The following is a 24,067-nucleotide window of genomic DNA, read 5'->3' as shown; positions in this document are numbered from 1 at the left end:
ACCACGAATAACCAGTAAATGATCCGAAGCATCCTAAAATACACGTTACTGACGCTGGCGGCTTTGTCGTTTATCTATCCATTCATCTGGATGGTCAGTGCGTCGTTGTCGTCGGTCAGTGGATTAGCCAACCTGACCCTGTTGCCGATCGGGTTTACGTGGAGCAACTACGAAACGGTATTTTCTAAAATTCCGCTGGACCGGGCGTTTATGAACAGCGTACTGGTAGCCGTATTAACCACCACATTAGTGCTTATTTCAGGGGCAATGGTTGGGTATGCGCTGGCCCGGCTCGATTTTGCAGGGCGCAACTGGATCTTTTACCTGCTCATTTTTACCATGACGCTGCCGTTTCAGATCACCCTGATTCCGAATTACATCACGATGGTGAAATTTGGCTGGGTCGATACTTACCTGGCGCTGATTATACCGTTTGCCCTTAATTCGTTCTCAATTCTGCTGTTTCGGCAGGCATTTCAGAGTTTACCCCAAGCTTTGATAGACGCAGCCCGAATGGACGGAGCCGGAGAGCTTCGGATCATTTTTCAGATCCTGGTGCCTAACTGCTTACCGACGGTACTGACAATTTCCATTCTGACCTTTATGGGCTTGTGGAACGAAGCGCTGTGGCCGCTAATCGTAATCCGCGACGAATCGGTCATGACCATGCCGCAGCTGGTAACCTTGTTTTCGGTGGGCGGACGCGCCGAGGGGCAACTGGGGGTTAAGATTGCGGCTGCGGTTCTGCTGGCGGTTCCGATTGTCATTCTGTATTTGTTTTTTCAGAAACATTTTATCCGAAGCATGGCCTCTTCGGGCCTGAAAGATTAATGAGCGTATCGATGCGACTATTGGTTTTACTCTTATGGGTTGGGTGGACCGGTGAGGTACTCATCGCGCAGCCTGTCGTCAGGAAACGCTACGTTAACGTCGATCATTTCAACCACCTTTACCGACCGGTCAAGCTTAAGAGCGGCCTTGAACTGGGAACAATTTTCATCTACTGCGAAGCCCCCGATTACAAGCTCGTTGGCGATGCCGACGAAGGATTTGCCTGCGTCGACGACGTGGCGCGGGGCGCTTTTTTTCTACTGCACGAACCCGATCTGGCCACGAATCCGGAGAAGCAACAGCAGTTGCAGAAACTGACGGAATTTGTCCTGCACCTTCAGGCTACCACGCCCGATACAGCCGCCGGCTATTATTACAATTTTATGCAATCGCTGGACCGGCCCGACATCAACAAAACGTTTGTGACGAGCCGTCCTCAACCTAATTTCTGGTCCTGGCGAGCACTCTGGTATTTATCGGAAGCCTACCCGTATTTTCAAAAGAACCACAAAGAACTGGCCGACCGAATCAAGGCAGCCAACCAGAAACTGCTTACGGCTATGCTTCGTGATTTTGGAACGAAACCCCGTACGTTGACAACCATACGGGGCGTTGAGGTGCCCACCTGGCTACCGTTTGGGTCTGGCTCCGATCAGGCGGCTATTATGCTGCTGGGACTGCTGAACCTCTATCAGCAAGCGCCTTCGCCTGCTGTACTGACGCTGATCGAACAGTTGGGGGAGGGCATCGTGGCGATGCGGCACGGCGGACCGGATAGGTTTCCGTACGGCGCTATTCTGAGTTACGAAAATAATTGGCATGCCTACGCCAGCGACCAGTCGTATGCGCTTCAGCGGGCCGGGAAAATCCTGAACAAGCCCGAATGGCAGGCTGTAGCCCGGCAGGAAATAACCTATTTCTATCCATATCTGCTTCGGCAGGGATTTCTGGAATCGTTCGAGGTCACCCAGACGGGCACGGAGCTTCGGGAGTTTAAGCGCAGTAAGTTTTCGCAGATCGCCTACGGCATCCGGCCGATGGTCTGGGCAGCGCTCGAAGCCTACGATCAGACCCGGGAGGTTAAATATGCTTCGCTGGCCGGGCAGTTAGCCAGCTGGTTTTTAGGAAAAAATGTTGCCAGTACGCCCATGTATGATCCTGCCACCGGCCGGGGCTATGACGGAATCGTGTCGGCGCATCAGGTCAACCGAAATGCCGGTGCCGAATCGACGATCGAGTCGCTGTGGATGTTTCAGCGCCTTGAACAATACCCCGAAGCCCTGAAAGCTCTGGGAAAAGCTAACTGATCGTCGGTAGCCGACCAAACTTTAAATAAACCGGTTACTCTTTTCGGGGAAAAGATATATTCTTATATCATTCAGACCGGAGAGAGGAATCCTGAACGTGACCAATGAGGAGCTTTAAGATTTCTCCCTGCGGTCGGAATGACAAAAAACAGTCCGCTATCATACTCAACCACTTAGTACTCAATAAATCGCCTTATGGCTGAAGTTATACTCCGTCACATTGCCAAAGCCTACGCCGGTGGACCGCGGGTCATCAAAGACGTTTCGATCGACGTGCAGGATCGGGAATTCGTTGTACTGGTAGGTCCGTCCGGTTGTGGGAAATCGACGCTGCTACGGATGATTGCCGGCCTGGAAGAAATTACCGATGGTGAGCTGCTACTCGACGGAGAACGTATCAACGACCGGGCTCCGAAAGACCGCGACATTGCCATGGTATTTCAGAATTATGCCCTGTATCCGCACATGAGCGTTTATGACAACATGGCTTTCGGGCTGAAGTTGCGGCATATGAGTCAGGTAGACATTCATCAACGGGTGATGCAGGCGGCAAAAATTTTGGAAATCGAAAGCCTTCTCGACCGAAAGCCCAAAAATATGTCGGGCGGCCAGCGCCAGCGCGTAGCCATCGGACGGGCCATCGTGCGCAATCCGAAAGTGTTTCTGTTCGATGAACCCCTGAGTAATCTGGACGCTAAACTACGCGGACAAACGCGCATCGAGTTGCAGAAACTCCACCGCGAATTGCAGGCTACCACGATTTACGTGACCCACGATCAGGTCGAGGCCATGACCCTGGGCGACCGGATTGTCGTCTTACGCAACGGCGATGTCATGCAGTACGACACGCCCCTGGAGCTGTACAACCGACCTGCTAACCTGTTCGTGGCCGGTTTTATCGGTACGCCACCCATGAATCTGCTTCTCGGTCAATTGGTCGATACGGATGGGAAATTAAGTTTCAGAAGTACAGGCGGTATGGTCCGGATCGACTTATCGGTTTCCGACCAGTTGAGCGCCCTGACCGCTTACCAGAATCGCGAGGTCGTGCTGGGTCTTCGGTCCGAACACATCCGTCGGCAGCCGGCCGGTTCGCGCCGGGGGCAGTATCTGGCCGTATCGGTCCAGCAAATTGACGCCGTCGAACACATGGGTAATGAAATACTGACCTACTTTATGATCGATCACCGGCGATTTGTTGCCCGGTTGCCCGGCGATTCACTGGTCAGTCTTAGCCAGTCGCTGACTTTGTTCTGGGAGGTCGACAAAATTCATTTTTTCGATGCCGAAACCGAACAGGCTATTCGGTAGCTGCTCAATAATCGCTGATGGGTTTTCCGCAGTGTGGACAGTAGCTGGTTCTGGGCTTTTTATGATGAATGCGCATGTGCTCATTGAAACCCGATACCAGAATACCGGTCGGCAAGGCGAAAAGCCCAATGCCCATGATGGCTGAAATACCACCCAGAAACTTACCCAGGGGCGTAATGGGGTGAATGTCGCCGTAGCCCACCGTCGTCATGGCCGTAACGCCCCACCACATGGTTGCCGGAATGCTCGAAAACTGGTCGGGTTGGGCGGGGTGTTCGACGTAGTACATGATGCTGGAAATAATGATCAGCATGAAAATGACGAGGGTGGCGCTCAGAATCAGTTCTTCTTTCTTCTCCGCAACGACGTTCTGGATCAGCCGGAAAGCGTGCGCATAACGCGACATGCGAAACAGACGGAAAATCCGGAACAGCCGCAGAATCCGGACAATCGCCAGGTCGGTAGCAAATAGCGTAAAATAAAACGGAAAGATGGCCAGAAAGTCGATCACAGCCGGGCCGGAGAAGATGTACCGCAGTCGGCCCCAAACCGGGTGGCTGTATTTCTCATTCTCGACACAGGCCCATATACGCAGCAGGTATTCTACGGTGAAGAAGACGACTGAAAACAGTTCGAAATCGGAGAACAGGCCTGCAAAGCGTCGGTTGTATTCGGGTACGGTGTGTAAAACGATTGCGATGGCGTTCAGGGTGATGATGCTGATCAGCACCAGATTGAAGAGCAGGCTTGCCCCCCGGCGCTTTCCTGCGGAGGTTTCGAGAATACGGTAGAGTGATTTACGAAGTCGGTGCATGGCTGATACGGTCGGTTCTGCAAGCTACACAGACTGGGCAGAACTACGGATGGATCGACCGATAATAGCGAAGCGTTAGCCAGATGCTGATGGTAGCGACCGTGGCCAGACCACCAGCCAGTAAACCAAGTGTGGGTGCCTGAACGTAAGCCAGGGCGTGTCCTGCCAGAAACGATCCGGCAATGTCGGATAGATTGACAAAAGCCATGTAGGTTGTAAACTGCGAGCCCTCGATGCCTTTCCGGCAGAGCGTCATTAGCAGGGGCATGGCGGCCACACTAATGCTGGGGTCCATGAAATACAGCGCTACCAGACCGGTCTGGGCTATTTCACGCTGTATCCAGAAAGGTGACAGGCTATTGAAGATGAGTAGGTAAGCAGCCACGCCGGCCAGCACGACAACCAGCAACCGACGCGGGCCAATGCGGTCGGCGATGAAACCGCCCGCCAGCGCTACGACCGTTGCGACGAGCATGCCATAGGTACCCGTCAGGAGGGAAACCGACGTGTCGGCCCAGCCCAGCTTCTGGATCAGATGATAGTTGTAAGCGCGCAGAAAGAGACTGATGCTGACGTAAGCCGCTACCACAGCTCCAAATAGCAGCAGGCTTCTTCTGGAAAATAACCCTTTGAATAATTCCGTAAACAGCCACCGAAAATCGGGTTCTGTAGTCGGCAGGGGCAGACTCTCGATTTCAGCAGTTTTGTCAGTGCGACGCCCAAAGAAAGGAAGCAATTGATCTTCGGGCCGTTCCCGAATAAAAAAGGTTAGTAGCGTCAGGGCTAACAGACAAAGCGATTGTGTTAGGGCCGCGCTGAAAAAACCCGACGAGCGCAGAATTTGTGAGAATATGGTCGCACCGAGCCCCGTACCGATCAGAAATCCACCCCGCATGAAGGCATTCACGCGGCCACGTTCATCTTCAGGAATAACCGTAATCGCCATTGCATCGACGCTGGCATCCTGAATGGCGGCAAACGTGCTATGACCAAAGAAAAGCCAGGCCAGCACCGACACCTGCGTCAGGGGGTTGTCGACCAGTAAAATGCCCAGTGAGGCCAGAAACGCCAGCACCTGCGCCCCAACCACCCAGGGTTTCCGACGCCCCATCGGTGAGCGCTGATACCGGTCGATCAGTGGCCCCCAAATGAACTGAAATGCCCAGGGCAGTCCGGCAACAGCCGCGAAGGAACCGGTAATGGCTGGTTTTACGCCTTCGGCCGTCAGGTAGTTGGTCAACGCGGTCAGAGAAAAACCAGCGGGTAACCCCTGCATCACGTAGAGGTAAAAAAAAACGAAATACCGTAATGGCTGGCTTCGGCTGAGGGTAAGCGGGTAAGAAGATGTTACGAATGAAGCAGCCATACGTCAGAGTAAAATCCAGTAGCAGAGAGGGTTGCTTTGCGGCCGGGACGTATAGGACTTATTGAGTAAGAATTATGTTTTGACCATTCACGAACTATACTAAAAAAAATCCGTTATGATATTGCAAGACCCGGATAATCTCTCTAACATTGTCCGCTTTTTCGCGTAAAACCAATGGCCAAGCTCGTTTACATACCGACCTTCTTCCATACTACGCCATTTCGGTTTAGGTCCGAAAGGACTATTTCATGTTGTTTGCCTATGTGGTAGACGTTTCCGCTTTTTTTCTCGTTTAATTTTCACCAACAGATTAGTACCGGACTACGCTGTGTACAACGGCATTCCGGTCCGTTTTTTCGGCTTCACAACCGCCCAATAAACGACAATGATCACCCCTGAAGTAGTTAACGATCAATATATCATTCAGGTCGCCAATGAAGATCACCTGCGGCTGGCCGAAACCATCTGCCGCGAAATGGAAGAGAGCGCCAAGGCCCGGGGAACCGGTATTGCCAAGCGGTCGCCCATTTATGTGATGGAGAAAATGCTCGAAGGCAAAGCCATTATCGCCATGACCCTGTCGGGCGAGTGGGTTGGTTTCTGCTACATCGAGACTTGGGAGCACGGTAAGTTCGTGGCCAACTCCGGTCTAATCGTCCATCCCAACCATCGCAAGAGCGGTATCGCTACGCACATCAAAGCTAAAGCTTTCGAACTGTCGCGAACTATGTTCCCGACCGCTAAGATTATCGGAATCACTACGAGCCTGGCCGTGATGAAAATCAACTCCGACCTGGGCTATCAACCCGTAACTCTTAGTGAACTGCCGGGCGATGAAGCCTTCTGGAAAGGTTGCCAGACTTGCGCCAACTTCGACATTCTGACGCGCACCAACCGGAAGCACTGCCTTTGCACGGGGATGCTTTACGATCCGGAAGAGCACAAGAAGGAAGAAAAAGATGAAAAATGGAATTTCCTGAAGGAATCCAAATTATATGAACGCTGGATGCGCATCAAAAAACGCATTTTGCTTCGCATCAACCCATCAGACCGTTCGCGTTCCAGCAAACAGGACCGTGAACTGGAACCCGCCTGATCGGTGGGCTCGCTAAGTGCCTGATTCTATACCTGAAACAGCGCTCCCCTGGGGGAGCGCTGTTTCATTATCTTTTCTGGCCTAACAAATCGCACTACCAATAGCCCCACATAGGCTGTATGACCAGCCGGTTCGACATGCGGTGTGTCCTGGTAATAACCATCTTCTTTCACCGTATTCAGGGAAGTTTTTATGCCACAGCAATAAGTGGGCCTACAAAAATACAAATAACCCCGTCAGCGATTTTAGCTGGCATTCTACAGTTTCCACTGCACAACCCAGCCCGGCTTGATTGCTTTTGGACGCGGCACACCGGCCAGGCCTGTGGCGGGGTCCATAGCGATCAGAGTGAGAGGAATAGTGGTTTTAGTCTGTGCCGAAATGGCTTTGGTTGCCCGTAGAAACAGATTTCCTCGGATATCGATATCGTCGACGACTGCGTAAATAATATCGCCCGCTTTAAGTTCATCTTCGCCAATCTGAATGGCTTCTGTTAGGGCAAACGACCAGCTTTGTCCTACCTTCAACGGGCCAGCCTGAACTAGCCGGGCAGCTACATCGGCGATAAAAACCGGGGCAGCAGCCCCTTGGTTTTTGAGCAGCCCGGTCAGTACACTGTCCATCACAATGGCTTCGCTTCGGTGCGAGGTGGTGGGCCCATACAACGACTCGATAGGAACGCCTACGGGTTCTGGGTCTTCATCCTGGAGCCAGCCCATGCGTCGGGCTTGTTCGCGCTCCTGTTCGTAGGCATTTCCTGCCGATGCCAGCAGCAATCCGGCTGAACCAACACCATAGGCCGGGTTGGTAAATAATTCTTTCATCGCCAGAATCCGGTAGAGGTAGTAGCCGGTTTCCGGATTCATGGTCATGGAGTAGTAATCGCGGTGCCCTACTTTCGAAATCTTTCGCTGGAGCATACCCACCCCTCCGTTGTAGGCAGCTGCAACGAGCGTCCAGGAGCCTAGTTTATAATGCAGAAATTTGAGGTATTTGCAGGCCGCTTCCGTCGATTTGCGCAAATCGGTTCGTTCGTCGTTATCCGGCGCGATAGACAGGCCCATGTCCTGAGCCGTATCATCCATGAATTGCCAATAGCCAACGGCACCTGCTGAAGAGACGACATTGGCCTGCCAGGCGCTCTCGATCAGGGGCAGGTATTTGAAATCGTTCGGAATGTTATGCTTTTGCAAAATCGGCTCGATAACGGCAAAAAAAGGAGCCGACCGGGCTTTTAAAGCATTGACGTGATGGACATACCCCGAACTACTGGCCAGAGCAAAAGCCAGCTTGGCAGAAACGTCGCCCTGCGCCGTCGGAACAATTTCACCACAGAAGTGGAGCCGTTGCGGGCTGAGCCCCTGTGGCGACAACCGGGGTTTTGTGGCGAGTGGGTGCCCCTGTCTGGGTTTGATAGGTCTTACTTTCGGCTGGGCCAGTACCGACTGGTTCAGCAATAACCCGCCCGAAATCAACAGGGCAGCGTATCGTGAAATCGAGTTCAAAATAAGAAGCTGTTTGTTGAACCCATAGACAACGATCGGGCGTCGGCGTTTAGTTCGTAGTAGATCGTCCACAAGGCAATAACCAATTCGGATAGCATAGAGGTATGACGTACGCTCTTCGATTGCGTCATCCTGTATGGTAACCGAATCGACTGATCCCTGTTTAAATCCAGTCCCAGAAATGGAGCGGTCGGCTGCCCTGGCCTGGCTTCCAGCTCAGAAAACGGGGCCGGCGAAAACGAAGTACAATTAGGCCCATCATCAGTTTCCGGATCGGAAAATGCGGCCCCTGTTTTTCGAGATTAGCATCGGGCGCATTGGGAAGCACTTTGATCGAAGCTGCCTGCGCAATGAGCTGCTGAGTATCCGAGGGGGCTTTGGTCAAGGCCATATTGGTTGGGCGAGGGCCCCAGGTAACCAGGGTCGACTCGTCGTCAACCAGCTCAACGATTGGCGCATCTTTATTTTTTTTCGTGAGTGCCAAAGGTTTGTGCCAGCGGGGGAGAGGTTTCATCAGCTGAGCCAGCGTCGAACCCTGCAGCAGCATCGAATATTGACGCGGATTACTGAGTAATTCTTTGAACGCCAGAATCCGGAACAGATAGTGGCTGGTTTCGCGATGCAGCCGAAGCCGATAGTAATTGGAGTGACCCTGCTGTTCCATTTTGTGCCGAACGTGGGTGATGCCTCCGTTATAGGCGGCCGCCACTAATGTCCAGGAACCTAGCTCACGGTACAGTTGGTGAAGATGGCGGCAGACCGCTGTAGTGGCCTTGGGCAGGTTGTAGCGTTCATCCACCTTTTTATTAACCGTAAGGCCCAGTTCGCGGGCCGTACCAGGCATCAGTTGCCAGTAGCCCGATGCGCCTTTGTACGACACGCTGTTATTGATCAGTGCACTTTCGGCCAGCGGCATGAACCGAAAATCGCGGGGGATTTTGTACTTGCGGAGGATCGGGTCGATGACCTGAAAAAAGGTAGACGCCTTCGTGCGCAGGTCGAACAAAAAGTCCTGCTGTGCGCCATAGGCTTTCAGCGTTTGGGCCCACCGACGGGCTACGCGTGGCTCATCGACGGGGACTTCTTCGCCACAGAAATAAATAGGAAACAGGTGTTTGGTCGAGTCGGCAACTAATAATTCGGGGGTATTCAGGCCATTTGACGACGGAAGCGACCGGCTCGTGTCGGCTCCAAAATAGGGAAGCGCGAAGGCCGGTTTCAGAGCGGCCATGAGCAACGAAAAACTTACTTCTTTAATCAAGATAACGTGGTTTATGTGATACACTTAGACGAGAAAGCCCGTACAAAAATGACGGGCCAGTCCAATAAGCTAATACGAATGTAGTTGATACTCTGCAATATACCAAAAAAACGCTCTGCGAATTATCCAATGGTCCTGGTAAACGGGCGCATTTATAAGCCGGCTAAGCCGGCTACAATCGTAAGTTTTCCGTAGTCGTAACGACCGCCCAAATAATCGAAAACAGGCTTTAAACGGCCTTCTTCGAGGCCAATGACAGCCAACGCTTTTTCGATTTCCTGCCGTTCAACAGGGTCAATCAGGGCCAATAAATCGATGGCGTATCCAGATCGCGAAAGCTGCACCAAATGTCCCGCAACGGAACCGGTCGTAAGCTGTCGTTCGACCGCGATTTCTTCCAGTGTCAATCCCCGATTATAGAGATCGAATGTGATGAGTTGCGTCGACCCTTTGGGCTTTTCGCCCGCCTGTACCCGCCCCCGGATGTAGCCTGAAATCTCATCTAAAAACGGCTTACCAAACAATTGAAGTTTACGCTCTCCCACTCCGCTGACGTTCCGCAGGGCGTCGGGCGTAATCGGTCGCTGGCGTGCCATATCTTCGAGGGTCGTATCGGTGAAAATAACGTACGGCGGTACGTTCTGTGCGTCGGCCAGTTTTTTGCGCAGCACACGTAAGCGCTCGAACAGGTCATCGCGCTGGGCTTCGGTTTTAGTGCGGGGTTTCTCAACGACGGGTTTAGGCGCATCGTCAGGTCGGACAAGGTCGATCTTACGCCCACCGTACAGCACCTGATCGGACAGGATGCCCCGGCGCAGCGCATAGTGCTGATCGTAGGCAATTTCGATCACACCGATGTTGATAAGCTGGTGGAGGTAATTTCGCCAGTCTTCAAAGCGAATATCCCGTCCGGCACCGTAGGTTTTTACCTGATCGTAACCACCCTGTAGTACCTGCTGGCTGCGCGACCCCCGCAAAATATCGATCAGTAGGTTCATGGGCACCCGCTCGCCCGTGCGAATGATCGCCGAAAGAGCTTTCTGAGCCAGAATGGTGCCATCGAACGTTACCCGAGGATCGCGGCAGACGTCGCAGTTACCACAGGGTTCCGAAAGTTCTTCCGAAAAATAAGAGAGCAGAATCTGACGGCGACAAGTGTGCGCATCGGCATACTGTTGCATCCGCTCTAGTTTCGCCAGTTGGAGTCCCAGGTTTGCCGGACTGTTTTCGGACAGCATTTCCTTATAGGTGGCTACATCGGCAAAGCTATAAAACAACACTGTCTGCGCAGCCGCACCATCTCGGCCCGCCCGTCCGATTTCCTGGTAAAAGCTTTCGATATTTTTGGGCAGGTTATAATGAATCACCCAGCGCACGTTCGATTTGTCGATGCCCATGCCAAAAGCAATTGTCGCGCACATAATCCGGACATCGTCGCGCAGAAAGGCTTCCTGCGTCCGGGAGCGGTCGTCGGGGTCCATTTTGGCGTGGTAAAAAGCCGCTTTAAAGCCTTTTTCCTGCAATTTAGCCGCCAGCGATTCGGTCGATTTTCGACTCAGGCAATAAATGATCCCCGAAGTGTCGGGTTTTTGCTGAAGCAATCGTATGATCTGCTGAATTCGGTTCTGGCCAGGTAGTACCTGCAGACTCAGGTTAGTCCGGTTGAACGACGCCACGAATACCGCTGGATCGATCATACCGAGCCGGGTGGCGATATCCTGTCGGGTAAGTTTATCGGCAGTAGCTGTCAGGGCAATGGTGGGCACCGTCGGGAACTTCTCTTTCAACACGTGCAGCTGCGTGTATTCTGGCCGAAAATCGTGTCCCCAGGATGAAATGCAGTGTGCTTCGTCGATGGCAAACAGGGAGATATTTACCCGTTGCAAAAACGAGAAAAACGATTCGGTGAGCAGTTTTTCCGGAGAAACGTAAAGCAGTTTAAGCTTACCACTGAGGCAGTCGTCTTCTATATCGCGTTGTTCGCGAGCGGTCTGGGTGCTGTTATAATAAGCGGCCTGAATACCGTTCATGTGTAGCGCACCAACCTGGTCTTTCATCAGCGCGATTAAGGGCGAAACAACGACCGTAAGGCCGGGTAGCATCAGGGCTGGAATCTGAAAACAGACCGATTTGCCACCCCCGGTTGGCATCAGCACCACTGTATCGCGCCCGCTCAGAATCGACTGGATAATCGCTTCCTGCATAGGCCGAAAGCGGTCGTATCCATAATATCGCTTGAGGTAGTCGGCAGGATTCTGCGTACTGGGGCTTGTAGTTACGGTCATTGATGGCTGGGCCTATTATACAATAGGTAGATATTGGCGATAATCTCAAGTCGTTGAGACGGGCTAAGCGCTGATTTGTAGCGACTATACGCTATACCAAATTTAAGAAAATTTTAAGTCATTTGGGTGGAGTTATTCGTTAATTTATCCTCAACTTTCTGCCCTGATGACTAAATTTTCACCATTTTTTCACAAATCTAAATCAATACCCATGAAAAAGACTTTGTCAATGCTGTGTTTCGTATGCAGTTTACTTATTGGCTTCAGCGGTGCAGCGCAGGAGGATAAGCCGTCGAAAAACAAGGCGAAAAAAGAAATGAAGGAAGCCGATGCATCGGCGAAGGCAGCCGCTAAGGCAGAAAAGAAAGATGCGAAAGAGGCTGTCAAGGCAACGAAAGCCGATGCTAAAACGGCCGCCACAGCCGCCGTCGATCCGGCCAAGCAAGCGGCCATCAACGATCGGATGGCAGCCGCCCGAGCCGCCAAAGCCGCAAAGAATGCTGCCAAGGGTGGGGCCGACAATACGGCGAACACAGCCGCTAACGCAGGCCTGAAAGATGATAAAATGAGCAAGTCGGCGACGGCCGATAAAACGGATAAGAGTACCCGAACCGATAAAATGGCAACGGCATCGAAGTCATCCATGAAGGAGGAAAAAGCTACGCCAGCCGACTACAAAGCGCCCGTAGATGCGTCGATGAAAGGGCCGAACGGCGAAAAAGTCATGACTGGCCCGCGGGGTGGCAAATATTATATCAACAAGAATGGCAACAAAACTTATCTAAGCAGCGTAAAATAGCCGGTTAAGTCTCAAACAGAAACGATAACGCCCCACCCAGAGCATATTCTGGGTGGGGCGTTGGTTTTATAGCGAACGGGGGTGTCAGGCAACGTCGATTTTTACCCGTAATAAAAATTCGTCCATCGCAATCTCGGTGGCCGACCCGTTGAGGTCATTCACCAGATCGAGCGAAACGGCCTGCACTTCTTGCCGAATGTACTCCTGATTGGCTTCGACGGCCGCGGCCAGTAGTTCGTCGTTCCGCTCCAGGGCAATGGTGATTTTATCGGTCACGGCAAAATCCTGGTCTTTTCGCAGGTTCTGGATGCGGTTGACAAAATCACGGGCAATGCCTTCCCGCCGTAGTTCGTCGGTTACGTTAACGTCCAGCGCCACCGTTAATCCACTTTCGCTGGCAACCAGCCAGCCTGGAATGTCTTCCGTCAGAATTTCGACGTCCGACAATTGCAGATCATAGGGAGCCAGCCGCAGAATACCGGTCTGCTCAAGCGTCGACAGATCGACCTCACTCATCGACGTAATGGCAGCGGCTACATCTTTCATGTGTTTACCGAATCTGGGGCCGAGCGCCTTGAAATTCGGTTTCACTTTCTTTTTGAGGATACCGCTTGCATCATCGACAAACTCGACGGCTTTCACGTTGACCTCCGACATGATGATGGGGGCTACGTGCTCGATCTGCCGACGGGTATCGGGGTTCAATACCGGAATCAGCACCCGGCTCAACGGTTGCCGCACTTTCAGTTTATGTCCTTTCCGAAGCGAGTGTACCAGCGAGGATACACCTTGCGCAGCTTCCATCGACTGCTCCAGTTCCAGATCGATCAATGCCCGGTCACCGGCGGGGAAATCCGTCAGGTGCACCGACGTAGCACCTTCGGTCAGGTTCCGGTACAACCAGTCGGCGTAGAACGGCGCGATCGGCGACATCAACTGCGCCACCGTGGTAAGGCATTCGTGCAGGGTTTCGTAAGCGGCTCGTTTGTCGGTCGTCATCTCTCCATCGGACGTTACCCCGGACCAGAAACGCCGGCGCGACAGCCGAACGTACCAGTTCGACAACTGGTCGTTGACGAAATCCTGAACAGCCCGGCCCGCTTTGGTTGGGTTGTAGCTATCGAACTGCTGCTCGACTTCCAGAATCAGGGACTGCAGCTTCGAGAGAATCCAGCGATCCAGCTCAGGGCGGTTGGCCACCGGCACGGTTCGCCCAGTAAACGAGAAACGATCCAGGTTGGCGTAGAGCGCAAAGAAATTGTAGGTATTCGACAGGGTGCCGAATAGTTTTCGTTGTACCTCGCCGATGCCGTCGCTGTTAAATTTCAGGTTGTCCCAGGGTTCGGCGTTCGTGATCATGTACCAGCGGGTAGCATCGGCTCCGTACTGCGCCAGCGTGGCAAACGGATCGACCGCATTTCCCAGCCGTTTCGACATTTTATTGCCGTTTTTATCCAGCACCAGACCTGTCGACACGACATTTTTGAACGCTACTGAATCGAACAGCATCCCCGCGATGGCGTGCAGCGTAAAGAACCAGCCACGCGTCTGGTCGACACCTTCCGAGATGAAATCGGCGGGAAAGGCGTTGGCAAACACATCTTTGTTCTCGAACGGATAGTGCCACTGTGCGTAGGGCATAGCGCCTGAATCGAACCACACGTCGATCAGGTCCGGTTCACGCTGCATTACCCGCCCGGATGCGGAGACGAAATACACCTCATCGACATACGGCCGGTGAAGATCATAGTCATGCGTCGTCAGCTTATCCAGAAAGGCGCCGTTTTTCTGCCGTTGCTCACCGGTCAGAGCGTCGCTCCACTGGGCTTTCTGCACATACTCTTTCAGTTCATCGACCGAACCGACGCACACTTCTTCCCCGATATCCGAGCGCCAGATCGGCAGGGGCGTTCCCCAGAACCGGCTGCGGCTCAGGTTCCAGTCGACCAGGTTTTCGAGCCAGTTGCCAAAGCGGCCCGTACCGGTGCTTTCGGGCTGCCAGTTGATGGTTTTATTGAGCTCGACCAGCCGATCTTTCTTGGCTGTTGTACGGATGAACCAGCTATCGAGCGGATAGTACAGGATCGGCTTGTCTGTACGCCAGCAGTGCGGGTAGGGGTGTTCGTACTTTTCTACCCGGAAGGCTTTGTTTTCTTCTTTCAGCTTGATGGCGATCAGCACATCCGTGGGTTTGAAATCCGGATCGGCCCGCTCTTCGTCGGAATAATATTCTTCCTTGACATAGCGGCCTGCGTAGTCGGTAATTTCGGCTACGAACTGCCCGTGTTTGTCCACGATCGGTACGTCTTTACCGGTTTCATCCTTCACCATGATGGGCGGAATACCCGCTGCCTGCGCCACGCGGAAGTCATCGGCACCGAAGGTGGGCGAGGTATGGACGATGCCCGTACCATCCTCGGTCGTTACGAAATCGCCCAGGATGACCTTAAAAGCGGGTTTGTCGGGCTGTACATACGGCATTAATTGCTCGTATTCGATGCCTTCTAGGTGTTCGCCCTTAAACTCCGATACCAAAGCCCAGGGAATCACCTTATCGGTGGGCAGATACGCATCGAAAGCAGATGGTCGGGTTGCCGAATCGACCTGCCCCTTTTCGTTGAACCAGCGACTGACCAGGTTTTTAGCCAGCACTACGTGCACCAGATTATGCGTATACGGATTGTAGGTTTTTACCAGCACATAGTCGATGTTGGCCCCGACGGTCAGTGCCGAGTTGGCCGGCAGGGTCCAGGGCGTCGTCGTCCAGGCCAGGATGTACACATCGGCGTCGTCGGAATCGAAGAAAAGAAAACCCGATTTGCCGCTGGGTTTCACTTTGAACTGCGCCACAATGGTCGTATCACGAACATCCTTGTAGGTACCCGGCATGTTCAGCTCGTGCGAACTCAGACCCGTCCCGGCCTTGGGCGAATATGGCTGGATGGTGTAGCCTTTATACAGTAGATTCTGATCGTATAACTGCTTCAGCAGCCACCAGACCGATTCGATGTATTCGTTTTTGTAAGTAACATACGGATTTTCCAGGTCGACCCAGTAGCCCATTTTCTGGGTAAGGTCGTTCCACTGGTCGGTGAAGCGCATGACCGTTTCGCGGCATTTGCGATTGTAGTCTTCCACGCTGATGCCCCCTTCCGATTCGGGTTTGCCGATATGATCTTTGGTAATGCCGAGTTCTTTTTCGACCTGCAGTTCGATGGGCAGGCCGTGGGTATCCCAGCCGCCCTTTCGCTCGACCTGAAAGCCCTGAAGGGTTTTGTAACGGCAAAAGATATCCTTGATGGTCCGGGCCATAACGTGGTGAATACCCGGCGTTCCGTTGGCCGATGGCGGGCCTTCGTAAAACGTAAAGCTCGGGCGGCCCTCGCGGATGGCAACGGACTGCTCAAACACCTGATGCTGATTCCAGTAGGTCAGTACCTCGGCCGCGATCTGCGCGTAATCGAGGGAGTCATATTGTTGATACTTCACGCCTGATAAGGTCAAACAACGCAGGTAGCTCCCGATCGTATCCGGAACGGCCTGTTTGGTAAAAAAATAAGTGCAAAGATACGGAAATTTAGCGCATAGGGTGGGCTGCATACGCGTCCACATTTCTGGCTACCTCCATAAAAAGTGAACAACGGGTATAGTTTATAACGTTCACAGGTCGTTGCGATAACTGGTGAGTCCTGTTGAAAAAACGATTCCCCCGATATTCGCTGAAAATACCGGGGGAGCAATTGGGTAACAAAAAGCGGAACTGAACAGGCTTCGGGGCTCACAGACGAACTGATCGCAAGCTGTATTGATCGGGCGATTGGATCAGGCTAGTTGGAGGAATACGGTAATTTGGCTACTTGTACCAGCGTTTTCGGCCTGGCCATGCCATTGGCTATATCTTCCTCTGTCGGAGCCGTTTCAGACAGGTCTTGTTGCGCTGGTTTAGGGATGTATTTTGTTAAAAACGATTCCAGAAAGTCAACACCCGCATAGCCAATCCCGATCAACGTAAGCAGGGCGTCTCTGGTCAGTTTCAGACTTCCATCGTCGCTTAAAAGCGTTAAAACGCCTATTCCGCCTGCTATAAAACCCAGCAGTAGGCTTACAATCAGACGCCTAGTGTCAAATGAATCTTCTCCGGCTACTTTTTTGCTCTCCGAAAGTTTTTTTAAACCCGCCAGCACCCGAATACCCTGTCCGAGGAGTCCTAATATACCCCCGAGTAAAATGTCTTGTAATAGTTCGTTCGTGTCCATAGAAATAAAATTATAGTGTCGTAAATTCTTATATAAGTTTTAAGAATGAGATATCTATATGGCTTTAAAATGAGGCTGTGCCACCGATACTCAATCTGGGAATCCAGGCATCGTTTGTTGCATAAACGACCTTGGTATTTCTGTCAGCTAACGTAAAGCTAAAATCGACGAATACTTTCAACAGTTTGTTGCCCCGTTTGCCAGAAAAAAATTGTTTCAAAGTTCCAATAATTTGTAAATCGGCTCGCTAGTGCAGAATTATAAGCGATAAGCGGATCTCGGTTTACCACCGTTTTTAGGGAATTTACGTCTGCATAAAAGCTTAGTATGTTTTTGATTGGAATAACCTGTAAACCTACTTTCACATGAGCTACATCGGACGTAAAACTCGTCGTATCTTTTTTGCCGTTATCCTCTTTTTTGCCGTATAGATTTTTGCCTGAATAATAAAGGTTGGATACGGGAACGATAGGTTTCGTCGAGGCCACGCTCAAGGCGTGCGTGACCCTGGCCAGGTCTGGGTGGAGCTGTTTTTTCCATTGCGAATTGCTGATATAGTACGCTACAAAAGTGGGCAGGTTCGGCAACCCATTCAACGGGAGAAACCCCGTATCGAAAAGAGAAAAACGCTGAATTCAACGCTTCTTTGCCAGAGATTTTTGAAGCGTGTTCCGGTTTAGGAAAAAGCTGAATGTAAAGAGGAAGTTTTATTAATAGGTTGATTCATAGAGATATCGAGCGGCAATAGGATATGCCGACCGGCTTGTTTATTTTTACAATGCTCATTTTTGGTTCATGAAATACACCGCTTATTTAGCTTCGCTGCTTCTTTTTCTCTTCAGCCTTCAGACCCTTGCTCAGGCCCCGAAAATCACGCGCGGCCCTTACCTTCAGGTTCTGACGACAACGTCGGTCGTTGTGCGCTGGCGTACCGACCAGCCCACCAAAGGACGGGCCTGGTATGGGCTGGCGGCCGGTCAGCTGACGGCTACGGTGCAGGAAACGGAAGCCGGACTGGAGCATAGCCTGACGCTTGCGGGGATGAAACCGGCCACAAAATACCTCTATGCCGTTGGGTATGACGATACTCAACTGGCATCGGGTGCCGATTATTATGTAAAAACGGCTGTTCCGGCGGGAGACACCCGAGCCCAGCGGTTCTGGGTGCTGGGCGATTTTGGCAGCGGCTTTGAGAACCAGTATAATGTGTATAAAGCCTATCGGAATGCCACCGCCAACCGACCGGCGGACCTCTGGTTATGGCTGGGTGATAATGCGTACGGAGCTGGGCAGGAGCAGGAATATCAGCAGTACGTATTCGACGTCTATCCACCAACCTTACGAAATCTGCCGATCTTCACAACCCCCGGTAATCATGATTATGCCGACAGCCGGACCAACTTCAACATTCCGTATTACAACCTGTTTTCCTTTCCCGCAAAAGGCGAATCGGGTGGAATTTCCTCTAATTCAAAATCGTATTTTGCCGCCGACTACGGTAATGTTCACCTGATATCGCTCGACTCACAGGCAAACCAGCCGGAGGATGGCTTCCGGCTTTACGATACGACTTCAACCCAGGTGCAATGGCTGAAACGGGATCTGGCGGCCAATAAATTACCCTGGGTCATTGTCATTTTTCACCATCCGCCGTACAGCAAAGGCGGGCATAACTCCGATACGGAAGCTCAGTTGATTCACATCCGCGAAAACCTGACGCCTATTCTGGAGCGTTATGGCGTCGATCTGGTGCTAAACGGGCATAGCCACGGCTACGAACGAACCTATCGCCTGAAGGGCCTGCGGGGTATGGCCAATACGTTCGATAAGACCAAAAACATCGCTGAGAATACCACCGCTCGCTACGACGGTTCGGCGAACTCCTGCCCGATTCTGACGAAGGGTGAAGGAACGGTATACGTAGTCAATGGGTCGGGCGGGCAGTTGGGTGGGCAATCCCCCGATTTCCCACATCCCGCTACGGTTTATAACAACGTCACGCTGGGCGGCTCCATGATTCTGGATGTGAACGATAACCGGCTGGATGCGCAGTTGGTCATGTCCGATGGCTCGGTGCTGGACAAGTTTACGATCCTCAAAAATGTCGATAAGACGACCTCGCTAAAAGCTGAGTACGGCGATACGCTTCAACTGACGGCTTCGTGGCCCGGCGATTACCGTTGGGCGAACGGGCAGACCAGCCGAAGCATCCGGTATACTGTCAATCAGGTGGGTACTTTTCCGGTTACGGTCAAAGACAATCTGGATTGCCTGTCAGATGTTTTTCGCTTCACCGTCACCCAGCCCCGGCTAACCACGAAAGCGGCCTCCGCGTCGATCTGCGCCGGAAGCAGCATGAGTGTTCAGGGGACACTGGAGAACATCACCAAAGTTAACGGCTGGCAGTATGACGTACTGTTATCAAATGCCTCAGGCGATTTCTCCAATGAACAGCTTGTGGGTTCGGGGGGGCTCAGCGACTTAAAAGTGACCATCCCGCCCGGTGTGACTGCAGGCTCAGGGTATCGGCTGCGGATACGGCCCCGGAATGCGCCCTACGTGGATCTGATCTCCAGCGACAACATCGATATCAAGTCGCAGCCAACCGCTACCCTGGCCGGGTCGACAACCATTCTGCAGGGGCAGGCGGCTCAACTTACCCTCAAATTTACCGGCGAAGGCCCCTGGAACGGTGCTTTATCGGATGGAACGACATTCGTAGCTACGACTAATCCGACTGTTTTGTCCGTCAAGCCAACCCAGACGACGGACTATACTATCACTAGCCTCGAAAATGGTTGCGGAAAAGGGACCGCTACAGGCAAGGTTTCGGTGATAGTACAACAAGCCATGAAAGTAATGGCTAAAACCTCAACATCGGTTTGCGCTGGCGGAAGCATTCCGGTGACGATTACCCTTGAAAACGGATCTCAGCCTGCCGACGCGAAATATGACGTGTTACTGTCGGATGCTTCGGGTAATTTCAATCGGGAGATAATCGTCGGTTCAGGAACAGTCAGTGAGCTGAAAGCAACGTTTCCGACCAGCTTGTCGGCTGGCTCGGGATATCGGCTGGAAGTGCGCCCGCAGGGTGTTTATGCCCAACTGATCCCAACGGATGCGATTACGATAAAGCCTCTGCCCACAGCAACTCTGACCAGTTTGGGCTCGACAACGGTCACGCGGGGGCAGTCACTGTCGCTGTCAATCACTTTGACCGGCGATAGTCCCTGGAAAGGTACGTTGTCCGACGAAACGGCTTTTTCTGCAACGGCCAGCCCAACAACCGTCAGCATCAAACCCACGGACTCGAAAGCGTATACAGTTACCACCGTCGAAAACGGCTGTGGCAAGGGTACCAGCGCCGGACAGGTGGCGGTGACGGTACTGATTCCAACGGGAGAGGAAGAGTTTGCGGGGGGGAAGCTTCAGGTTTATCCCAACCCTACGCATGACGTGCTGCATGTCGAACTGAGCATCACGCAGAAGAAAGACGTAACGCTAACCCTGTTCGATATACATGGGCGGACAATCTTTCAAAAGCAGGCTGAGCATGTAAACTCGTTGACCGAGTCGATCCCTATGCCACACCCGCACGGAACCTACCTGTTGCGGGTGAAGGCGGGCGAAAGTACGCTGACGCGGAAAGTTGTACGGCAGTAACTCGTAGCTTACAATACCTGCCCTATACCGAACAAGAGGACAAACAGCAGGGTCGTAAGCGCAAGCTGCCCAAGCCGGGCGTTCAACTCGACGGGTTTTTTGTGGGTAGCAACGGCCCGACCATTTAGGAAAAACAGCGGAAAAGCCAGCACATACAGGTAGCTGAACCAGGAGGCTCCCGTCAGGAATGAGTAAGCAACGGCGCAGAACATGCCCGTGAGCAACAGTCCCCAGTGATACCGAATGGCCAGCGGTAAGCCCAGCCGGGCCGGAATGGAACGTTTTCCGGTCATCGTATCGGTTTCGATGTCGCGGATGTTGTTGACATTCAGGACGCCTGTGGCAAACAAGCCCACGCTGGTAGCGGGTAGTAACAGGATCGGATCGAACGACAGCGTGTGCAGAAAATACGTACCCAGCACGCCTACCCATCCAAAGAAAATCAGCACGGCGATATCGCCAAAGCCTGCGTACCCATAAGGGCGTTTTCCATTGGTATAACCGATCGCAGCTGCAATACTGAGGAGGCCCAGAATTAGAAAGAACCAGAAAATCTGAGCGCCGGCGGCCGAAAACGCAACGATCAGCAGGCCAATCCCGCTGATCAGCGACAGCACCGACATCAGAATAATGCCCCGCAACATGGCTTCCCGGGTAATGTCGCCGGTAGCCACCGCCCGACGTGGCCCAACGCGCAGTTCGGTGTCTTTCCCCGAAACGGCATCGCCGTAGTCGTTCGCGAAATTGGACAGGATTTGCAGAAAAATGGTCGTCAGAACGGCCAGAAGAGTAATCGACCACCGAAACCGATGATCGGCATAGGCCAGAAAACTACCGAGAATAATACTGGCTAACGAAAGGGGTAAGGTACGCGGGCGGGCGGCCGCAATCCAGCTCTTCATAATCGATAATGTAAAATGAATAATGGATAATGATCAGATCGCGGGTAGGCCAATCCTGTCATTATCCATTATTCATTACTCATTTTACACTAAATGCCGACGGCTTTCTTGAACTCTTCGTCTTCGGGTTTCACTTTCGACGCGAAGAAGTGGGTCAGTTCGCCTTTTTCGTTGATCACGTACTTGCAGAAGTTCCAGGTAGGCACTTTGTCGTTCCAGCCGTTCAGGTCTTTGGTGGTCAGCCACTTGTAAATAGGGGCCTGGTCGTCGCCTAGCACCGATACTTTCTCGAACATGGGGAACGTTACGCCGTAGTTCTTTTTGCAAAACTCGCCAATTTCTTCATTGGAGCCTGGTTCCTGGCTTTTGAAATTGTTGGCCGGAAAGCCCAGTACCACGATTTTGTCGCCATGCTCTTTGTAGAACTTCTCCCAGTCGGCATATTGTGGAGTAAAGCCACATTTCGACGCGACATTCATGATAACGACTTTCTTGCCCTTGAAGCCGCTAAGCGACACCGGCTTACCGTCGAGCGATTTGACCGTAAAGTCATACAGGGTTTTGGCTGGTGCCGGTGCATTGGCCGGTGCAGTTGCCACTTCGCGCTTGTCGGCGAAGATACCTTTAACGAGCGTTGATAGAGACATGAAACTGGAAAGTGTAAATACGAACGCCAGAGCGATCAGACTGAAGACAAGATTCTTTTTCATGATAAGTTTGACGATATGTAAAGGATTGGGTAAGCGAATGCGAAGGTACTGAAATTGAATAGTTTGTTCTACATTTTCTCTGGAACATCTATGCCCAATAAACCCATTGTCTTCCGAATAGTTTCACCGACCACTTTCGACAAAACCAGGCGAGTGTGCAACTTGACGGCGTCGGTTTCTTTCAGGATCGACAGCTTATCGTAAAACTGGTTGAATGTCTTCGCCAGCTCATACGCATATTGCGCGAGGTAAGAGGGGGCATAAGCCGTGCCTGCTTCGGCTACCCGTTGCGGATACTGACTCAGTAAAAAGACCAGCTGCTGCTCCAGTTCATCCAACGGCTTGACTTGCACCGGCTCGCCGATTGTCACGGCCGTTGCAGCCGCTTTCCGCAGGACGGACTGAATCCGAGCATGAACATACTGGATATAGGGACCTGTGTTGCCGTGCAGATCGACCGATTCCGCCGGATTGAACTGCATGCGCTTTTGTGGGTCGACTTTCAGCAGGTAGTATTTCAACGCCCCCAGGCCCAGCATGTGGAAAAGAGTTTCTTTTTCGGCTTTGCTGAACTCGTCCATTTTGCCTTTGGCGGCTTCGTCGGCGGCTGTAGCAGCCGCTTCGATGGTTTCCTGAATCAGATCATCGGCGTCGACAACGGTGCCTTCGCGGGATTTCATCTTGCCCGTCGGCAGATCAACCATACCGTAAGACAGGTGGTACAACTCATTCGCGTAGGAGCGCCCTAGTCGGCGCAGGATGGCAAACAGCACCGCAAAATGGTAATCCTGCTCATTGCCCACGACCCAGATGGAACGGTCGTTATGAAAATCCTGGAACTTCAGATCGGTCGTGCCCAGATCCTGGGTCATGTATACCGACGTGCCATCGGAACGCAGCACAAGCTTCTGGTCCAGCCCTTCTTCGGTCAGGTCAATCCAGACCGAGCTGTCGGCTTTGCGGTAGAAAACGCCCTTTTGCAATCCTTCCTCCACAATTTCTTTCCCCAGCAGGTACGTATTCGACTCATAGTACGTCTTGTCGAAACTGACACCGATGCTTCGGTACGTCGCGTCGAAGCCCGCGTATACCCAGTTATTCAACTTTTGCCAGAGCGCCACCGTTTCCGGATCGCCTTGTTCCCAAAGCCGCAGCATCTGCTGAACTTCCTGCATCAGCGGAGCCTGCTTTTCGGCTTCTTCCTTTGGGATTCCCTGACTGACCAACTCTTCGATCTGCTGTTTGTACGCTTTATCGAACAGCACATAATATTTGCCAATCAGATGATCGCCCTTCATGCCCGTCGATTCGGGCGTTTCGGCGCGGCCCGACATATCGGTTCCGAAGCGTTGGTAGGCCAGCATGGATTTGCAGATATGCACGCCCCGGTCGTTGACGATGCAGGTTTTCACAACCGCATAGCCATTCGCTTTCAGAATCCGACTGACCGAATCGCCCAGAAAATTGTTGCGCAAATGGCCGAGGTGAAGCGGTTTGTTGGTATTGGGCGACGAAAACTCGACCATCACCGACTGCCCGTTGGCGGGTAATGTGCCAAAATCGGGATTACGGGCAATATCGTTCAACACCGTAACCCAGGCTGCATCGGCAATACTGATGTTTAGAAACCCCTGTACGACGTTGAATCTGCTGACAATCGGGCTATTCGCAGAAAGCCACGTACCGATGGCCTGCCCGATTTGTGCCGGGGCTTGTCGGAGCGCTTTGGTGAGCGGAAAGGTTACGAACGTGTAAAGTCCTTCAAATTCTTTTTTAGTCGGTTGTAAGGTAACGTCATCGATCGGTTGCTGATACAACTCAACAACGGCGCGCTGAATAGCGCTTTGTAATTCTGCCTGAATATCCATTAGGCTGCAAAAGTATGAAATATTAGGGTACAGCAGACTTTAGTCTGTATTACCTAACACGAATTACGTCTGACCGGTGCGGACCAGGGGCGC

17 protein-coding genes are annotated in these 24,067 nt (G+C 52.4%); 6 read left to right on the top strand and 11 right to left on the bottom strand.

The annotated features are described in order from the left end of the window. Nucleotides 1-18: 18 nt before the first annotated feature. From ACYVC2_RS30545 to ACYVC2_RS30535, 3 genes are all read left to right on the top strand, one after another. Nucleotides 19-831, top strand: a complete 813-nt coding sequence (locus ACYVC2_RS30545) for a carbohydrate ABC transporter permease (protein WP_461109172.1) — start codon at nt 19-21, stop codon at nt 829-831. A gap of 11 nt (nt 832-842) precedes the next feature. Further along, complete coding sequence (locus ACYVC2_RS30540; protein ID WP_461109170.1) at nt 843-2,138, top strand: hypothetical protein; 1,296 nt, start codon at nt 843-845, stop codon at nt 2,136-2,138. Nucleotides 2,139-2,333: 195 nt separating this feature from the next. Further along, nucleotides 2,334-3,449, top strand: a complete 1,116-nt coding sequence (locus tag ACYVC2_RS30535; protein WP_461109168.1) for an ABC transporter ATP-binding protein — start codon at nt 2,334-2,336, stop codon at nt 3,447-3,449. 4 nt (nt 3,450-3,453) lie between these two features. Here the strand turns inward: ACYVC2_RS30535 and ACYVC2_RS30530 are convergent, their stop codons facing one another. Next, a complete protein-coding gene (locus ACYVC2_RS30530; RefSeq protein WP_461109166.1) occupies nt 3,454-4,263 on the bottom strand; it encodes an ion transporter in 810 nt (269 codons plus the stop codon). Nucleotides 4,264-4,306: 43 nt separating this feature from the next. Then, on the bottom strand, nt 4,307-5,629 hold the full coding sequence (locus tag ACYVC2_RS30525; protein ID WP_461109164.1) for an MFS transporter: 1,323 nt from the start codon (nt 5,627-5,629) through the stop codon (nt 4,307-4,309). A gap of 385 nt (nt 5,630-6,014) precedes the next feature. On the opposite strand from ACYVC2_RS30525, the gene ACYVC2_RS30520 reads away from it, so the two are divergent. Continuing rightward, nucleotides 6,015-6,725 carry a GNAT family N-acetyltransferase gene (locus tag ACYVC2_RS30520; RefSeq protein WP_461109162.1) on the top strand — a complete coding sequence of 237 codons (711 nt, stop codon included), beginning with the start codon at nt 6,015-6,017 and terminating at the stop codon, nt 6,723-6,725. A 257-nt stretch (nt 6,726-6,982) separates the two neighbouring features. On the opposite strand, the gene ACYVC2_RS30515 is transcribed toward ACYVC2_RS30520, so the two are convergent. From ACYVC2_RS30515 to recQ, 3 genes are all read right to left on the bottom strand, one after another. Then, nucleotides 6,983-8,230 carry a lytic transglycosylase domain-containing protein gene (locus ACYVC2_RS30515; protein ID WP_461109160.1) on the bottom strand — a complete coding sequence of 416 codons (1,248 nt, stop codon included), beginning with the start codon at nt 8,228-8,230 and terminating at the stop codon, nt 6,983-6,985. A gap of 163 nt (nt 8,231-8,393) precedes the next feature. Beyond that, nucleotides 8,394-9,461 carry a lytic transglycosylase domain-containing protein gene (locus ACYVC2_RS30510; protein WP_461109740.1) on the bottom strand — a complete coding sequence of 356 codons (1,068 nt, stop codon included), beginning with the start codon at nt 9,459-9,461 and terminating at the stop codon, nt 8,394-8,396. Between the two features lie 182 nt (nt 9,462-9,643). After that, nucleotides 9,644-11,776, bottom strand: a complete 2,133-nt coding sequence (gene recQ / locus ACYVC2_RS30505; RefSeq protein WP_461109158.1) for a DNA helicase RecQ — start codon at nt 11,774-11,776, stop codon at nt 9,644-9,646. 211 nt (nt 11,777-11,987) lie between these two features. Here recQ and ACYVC2_RS30500 point away from each other — a divergent pair, with 211 nt between their 5' ends. Next, a complete protein-coding gene (locus ACYVC2_RS30500) occupies nt 11,988-12,575 on the top strand; it encodes a hypothetical protein (protein WP_461109157.1) in 588 nt (195 codons plus the stop codon). An 84-nt stretch (nt 12,576-12,659) separates the two neighbouring features. Here the strand turns inward: ACYVC2_RS30500 and ileS are convergent, their stop codons facing one another. The 3 genes from ileS to ACYVC2_RS30485 all read right to left on the bottom strand — a co-directional run bounded on the left by ileS (nt 12,660) and on the right by ACYVC2_RS30485 (nt 17,427). Continuing rightward, the gene (ileS, locus tag ACYVC2_RS30495) at nt 12,660-16,175 is read right to left on the bottom strand and encodes an isoleucine--tRNA ligase (protein ID WP_461109155.1); all 3,516 of its coding nucleotides are present in this window, start codon (nt 16,173-16,175) and stop codon (nt 12,660-12,662) included. A 227-nt stretch (nt 16,176-16,402) separates the two neighbouring features. Then, nucleotides 16,403-16,831, bottom strand: coding sequence for a hypothetical protein (locus ACYVC2_RS30490; protein WP_461109153.1), 429 nt, complete (start codon nt 16,829-16,831; stop codon nt 16,403-16,405). Between the two features lie 158 nt (nt 16,832-16,989). Continuing rightward, the gene (locus ACYVC2_RS30485; RefSeq protein ID WP_461109151.1) at nt 16,990-17,427 is read right to left on the bottom strand and encodes a hypothetical protein; all 438 of its coding nucleotides are present in this window, start codon (nt 17,425-17,427) and stop codon (nt 16,990-16,992) included. A gap of 199 nt (nt 17,428-17,626) precedes the next feature. Between ACYVC2_RS30485 and ACYVC2_RS30480 the strand changes: the two genes are divergently transcribed. Next, nucleotides 17,627-20,494 carry a metallophosphoesterase gene (locus tag ACYVC2_RS30480; protein ID WP_461109149.1) on the top strand — a complete coding sequence of 956 codons (2,868 nt, stop codon included), beginning with the start codon at nt 17,627-17,629 and terminating at the stop codon, nt 20,492-20,494. Nucleotides 20,495-20,502: 8 nt separating this feature from the next. Here ACYVC2_RS30480 and ACYVC2_RS30475 read toward each other — a convergent pair whose 3' ends face one another. From ACYVC2_RS30475 to argS, 3 genes are all read right to left on the bottom strand, one after another. Then, nucleotides 20,503-21,396, bottom strand: coding sequence for a 1,4-dihydroxy-2-naphthoate polyprenyltransferase (locus tag ACYVC2_RS30475; protein WP_461109148.1), 894 nt, complete (start codon nt 21,394-21,396; stop codon nt 20,503-20,505). 89 nt (nt 21,397-21,485) lie between these two features. After that, nucleotides 21,486-22,106, bottom strand: coding sequence for a glutathione peroxidase (locus ACYVC2_RS30470; RefSeq protein ID WP_461109146.1), 621 nt, complete (start codon nt 22,104-22,106; stop codon nt 21,486-21,488). 68 nt (nt 22,107-22,174) lie between these two features. Beyond that, nucleotides 22,175-23,974: an arginine--tRNA ligase gene (argS, locus tag ACYVC2_RS30465; protein WP_461109144.1), complete on the bottom strand. Its 1,800-nt coding sequence runs from the start codon at nt 23,972-23,974 to the stop codon at nt 22,175-22,177. Between the last annotated feature and the right edge of the window lie 93 nt (nt 23,975-24,067).

The organism is Spirosoma koreense (genome assembly GCF_054777875.1).
This window is presented reverse-complemented; position numbering and strand designations above follow the sequence as displayed.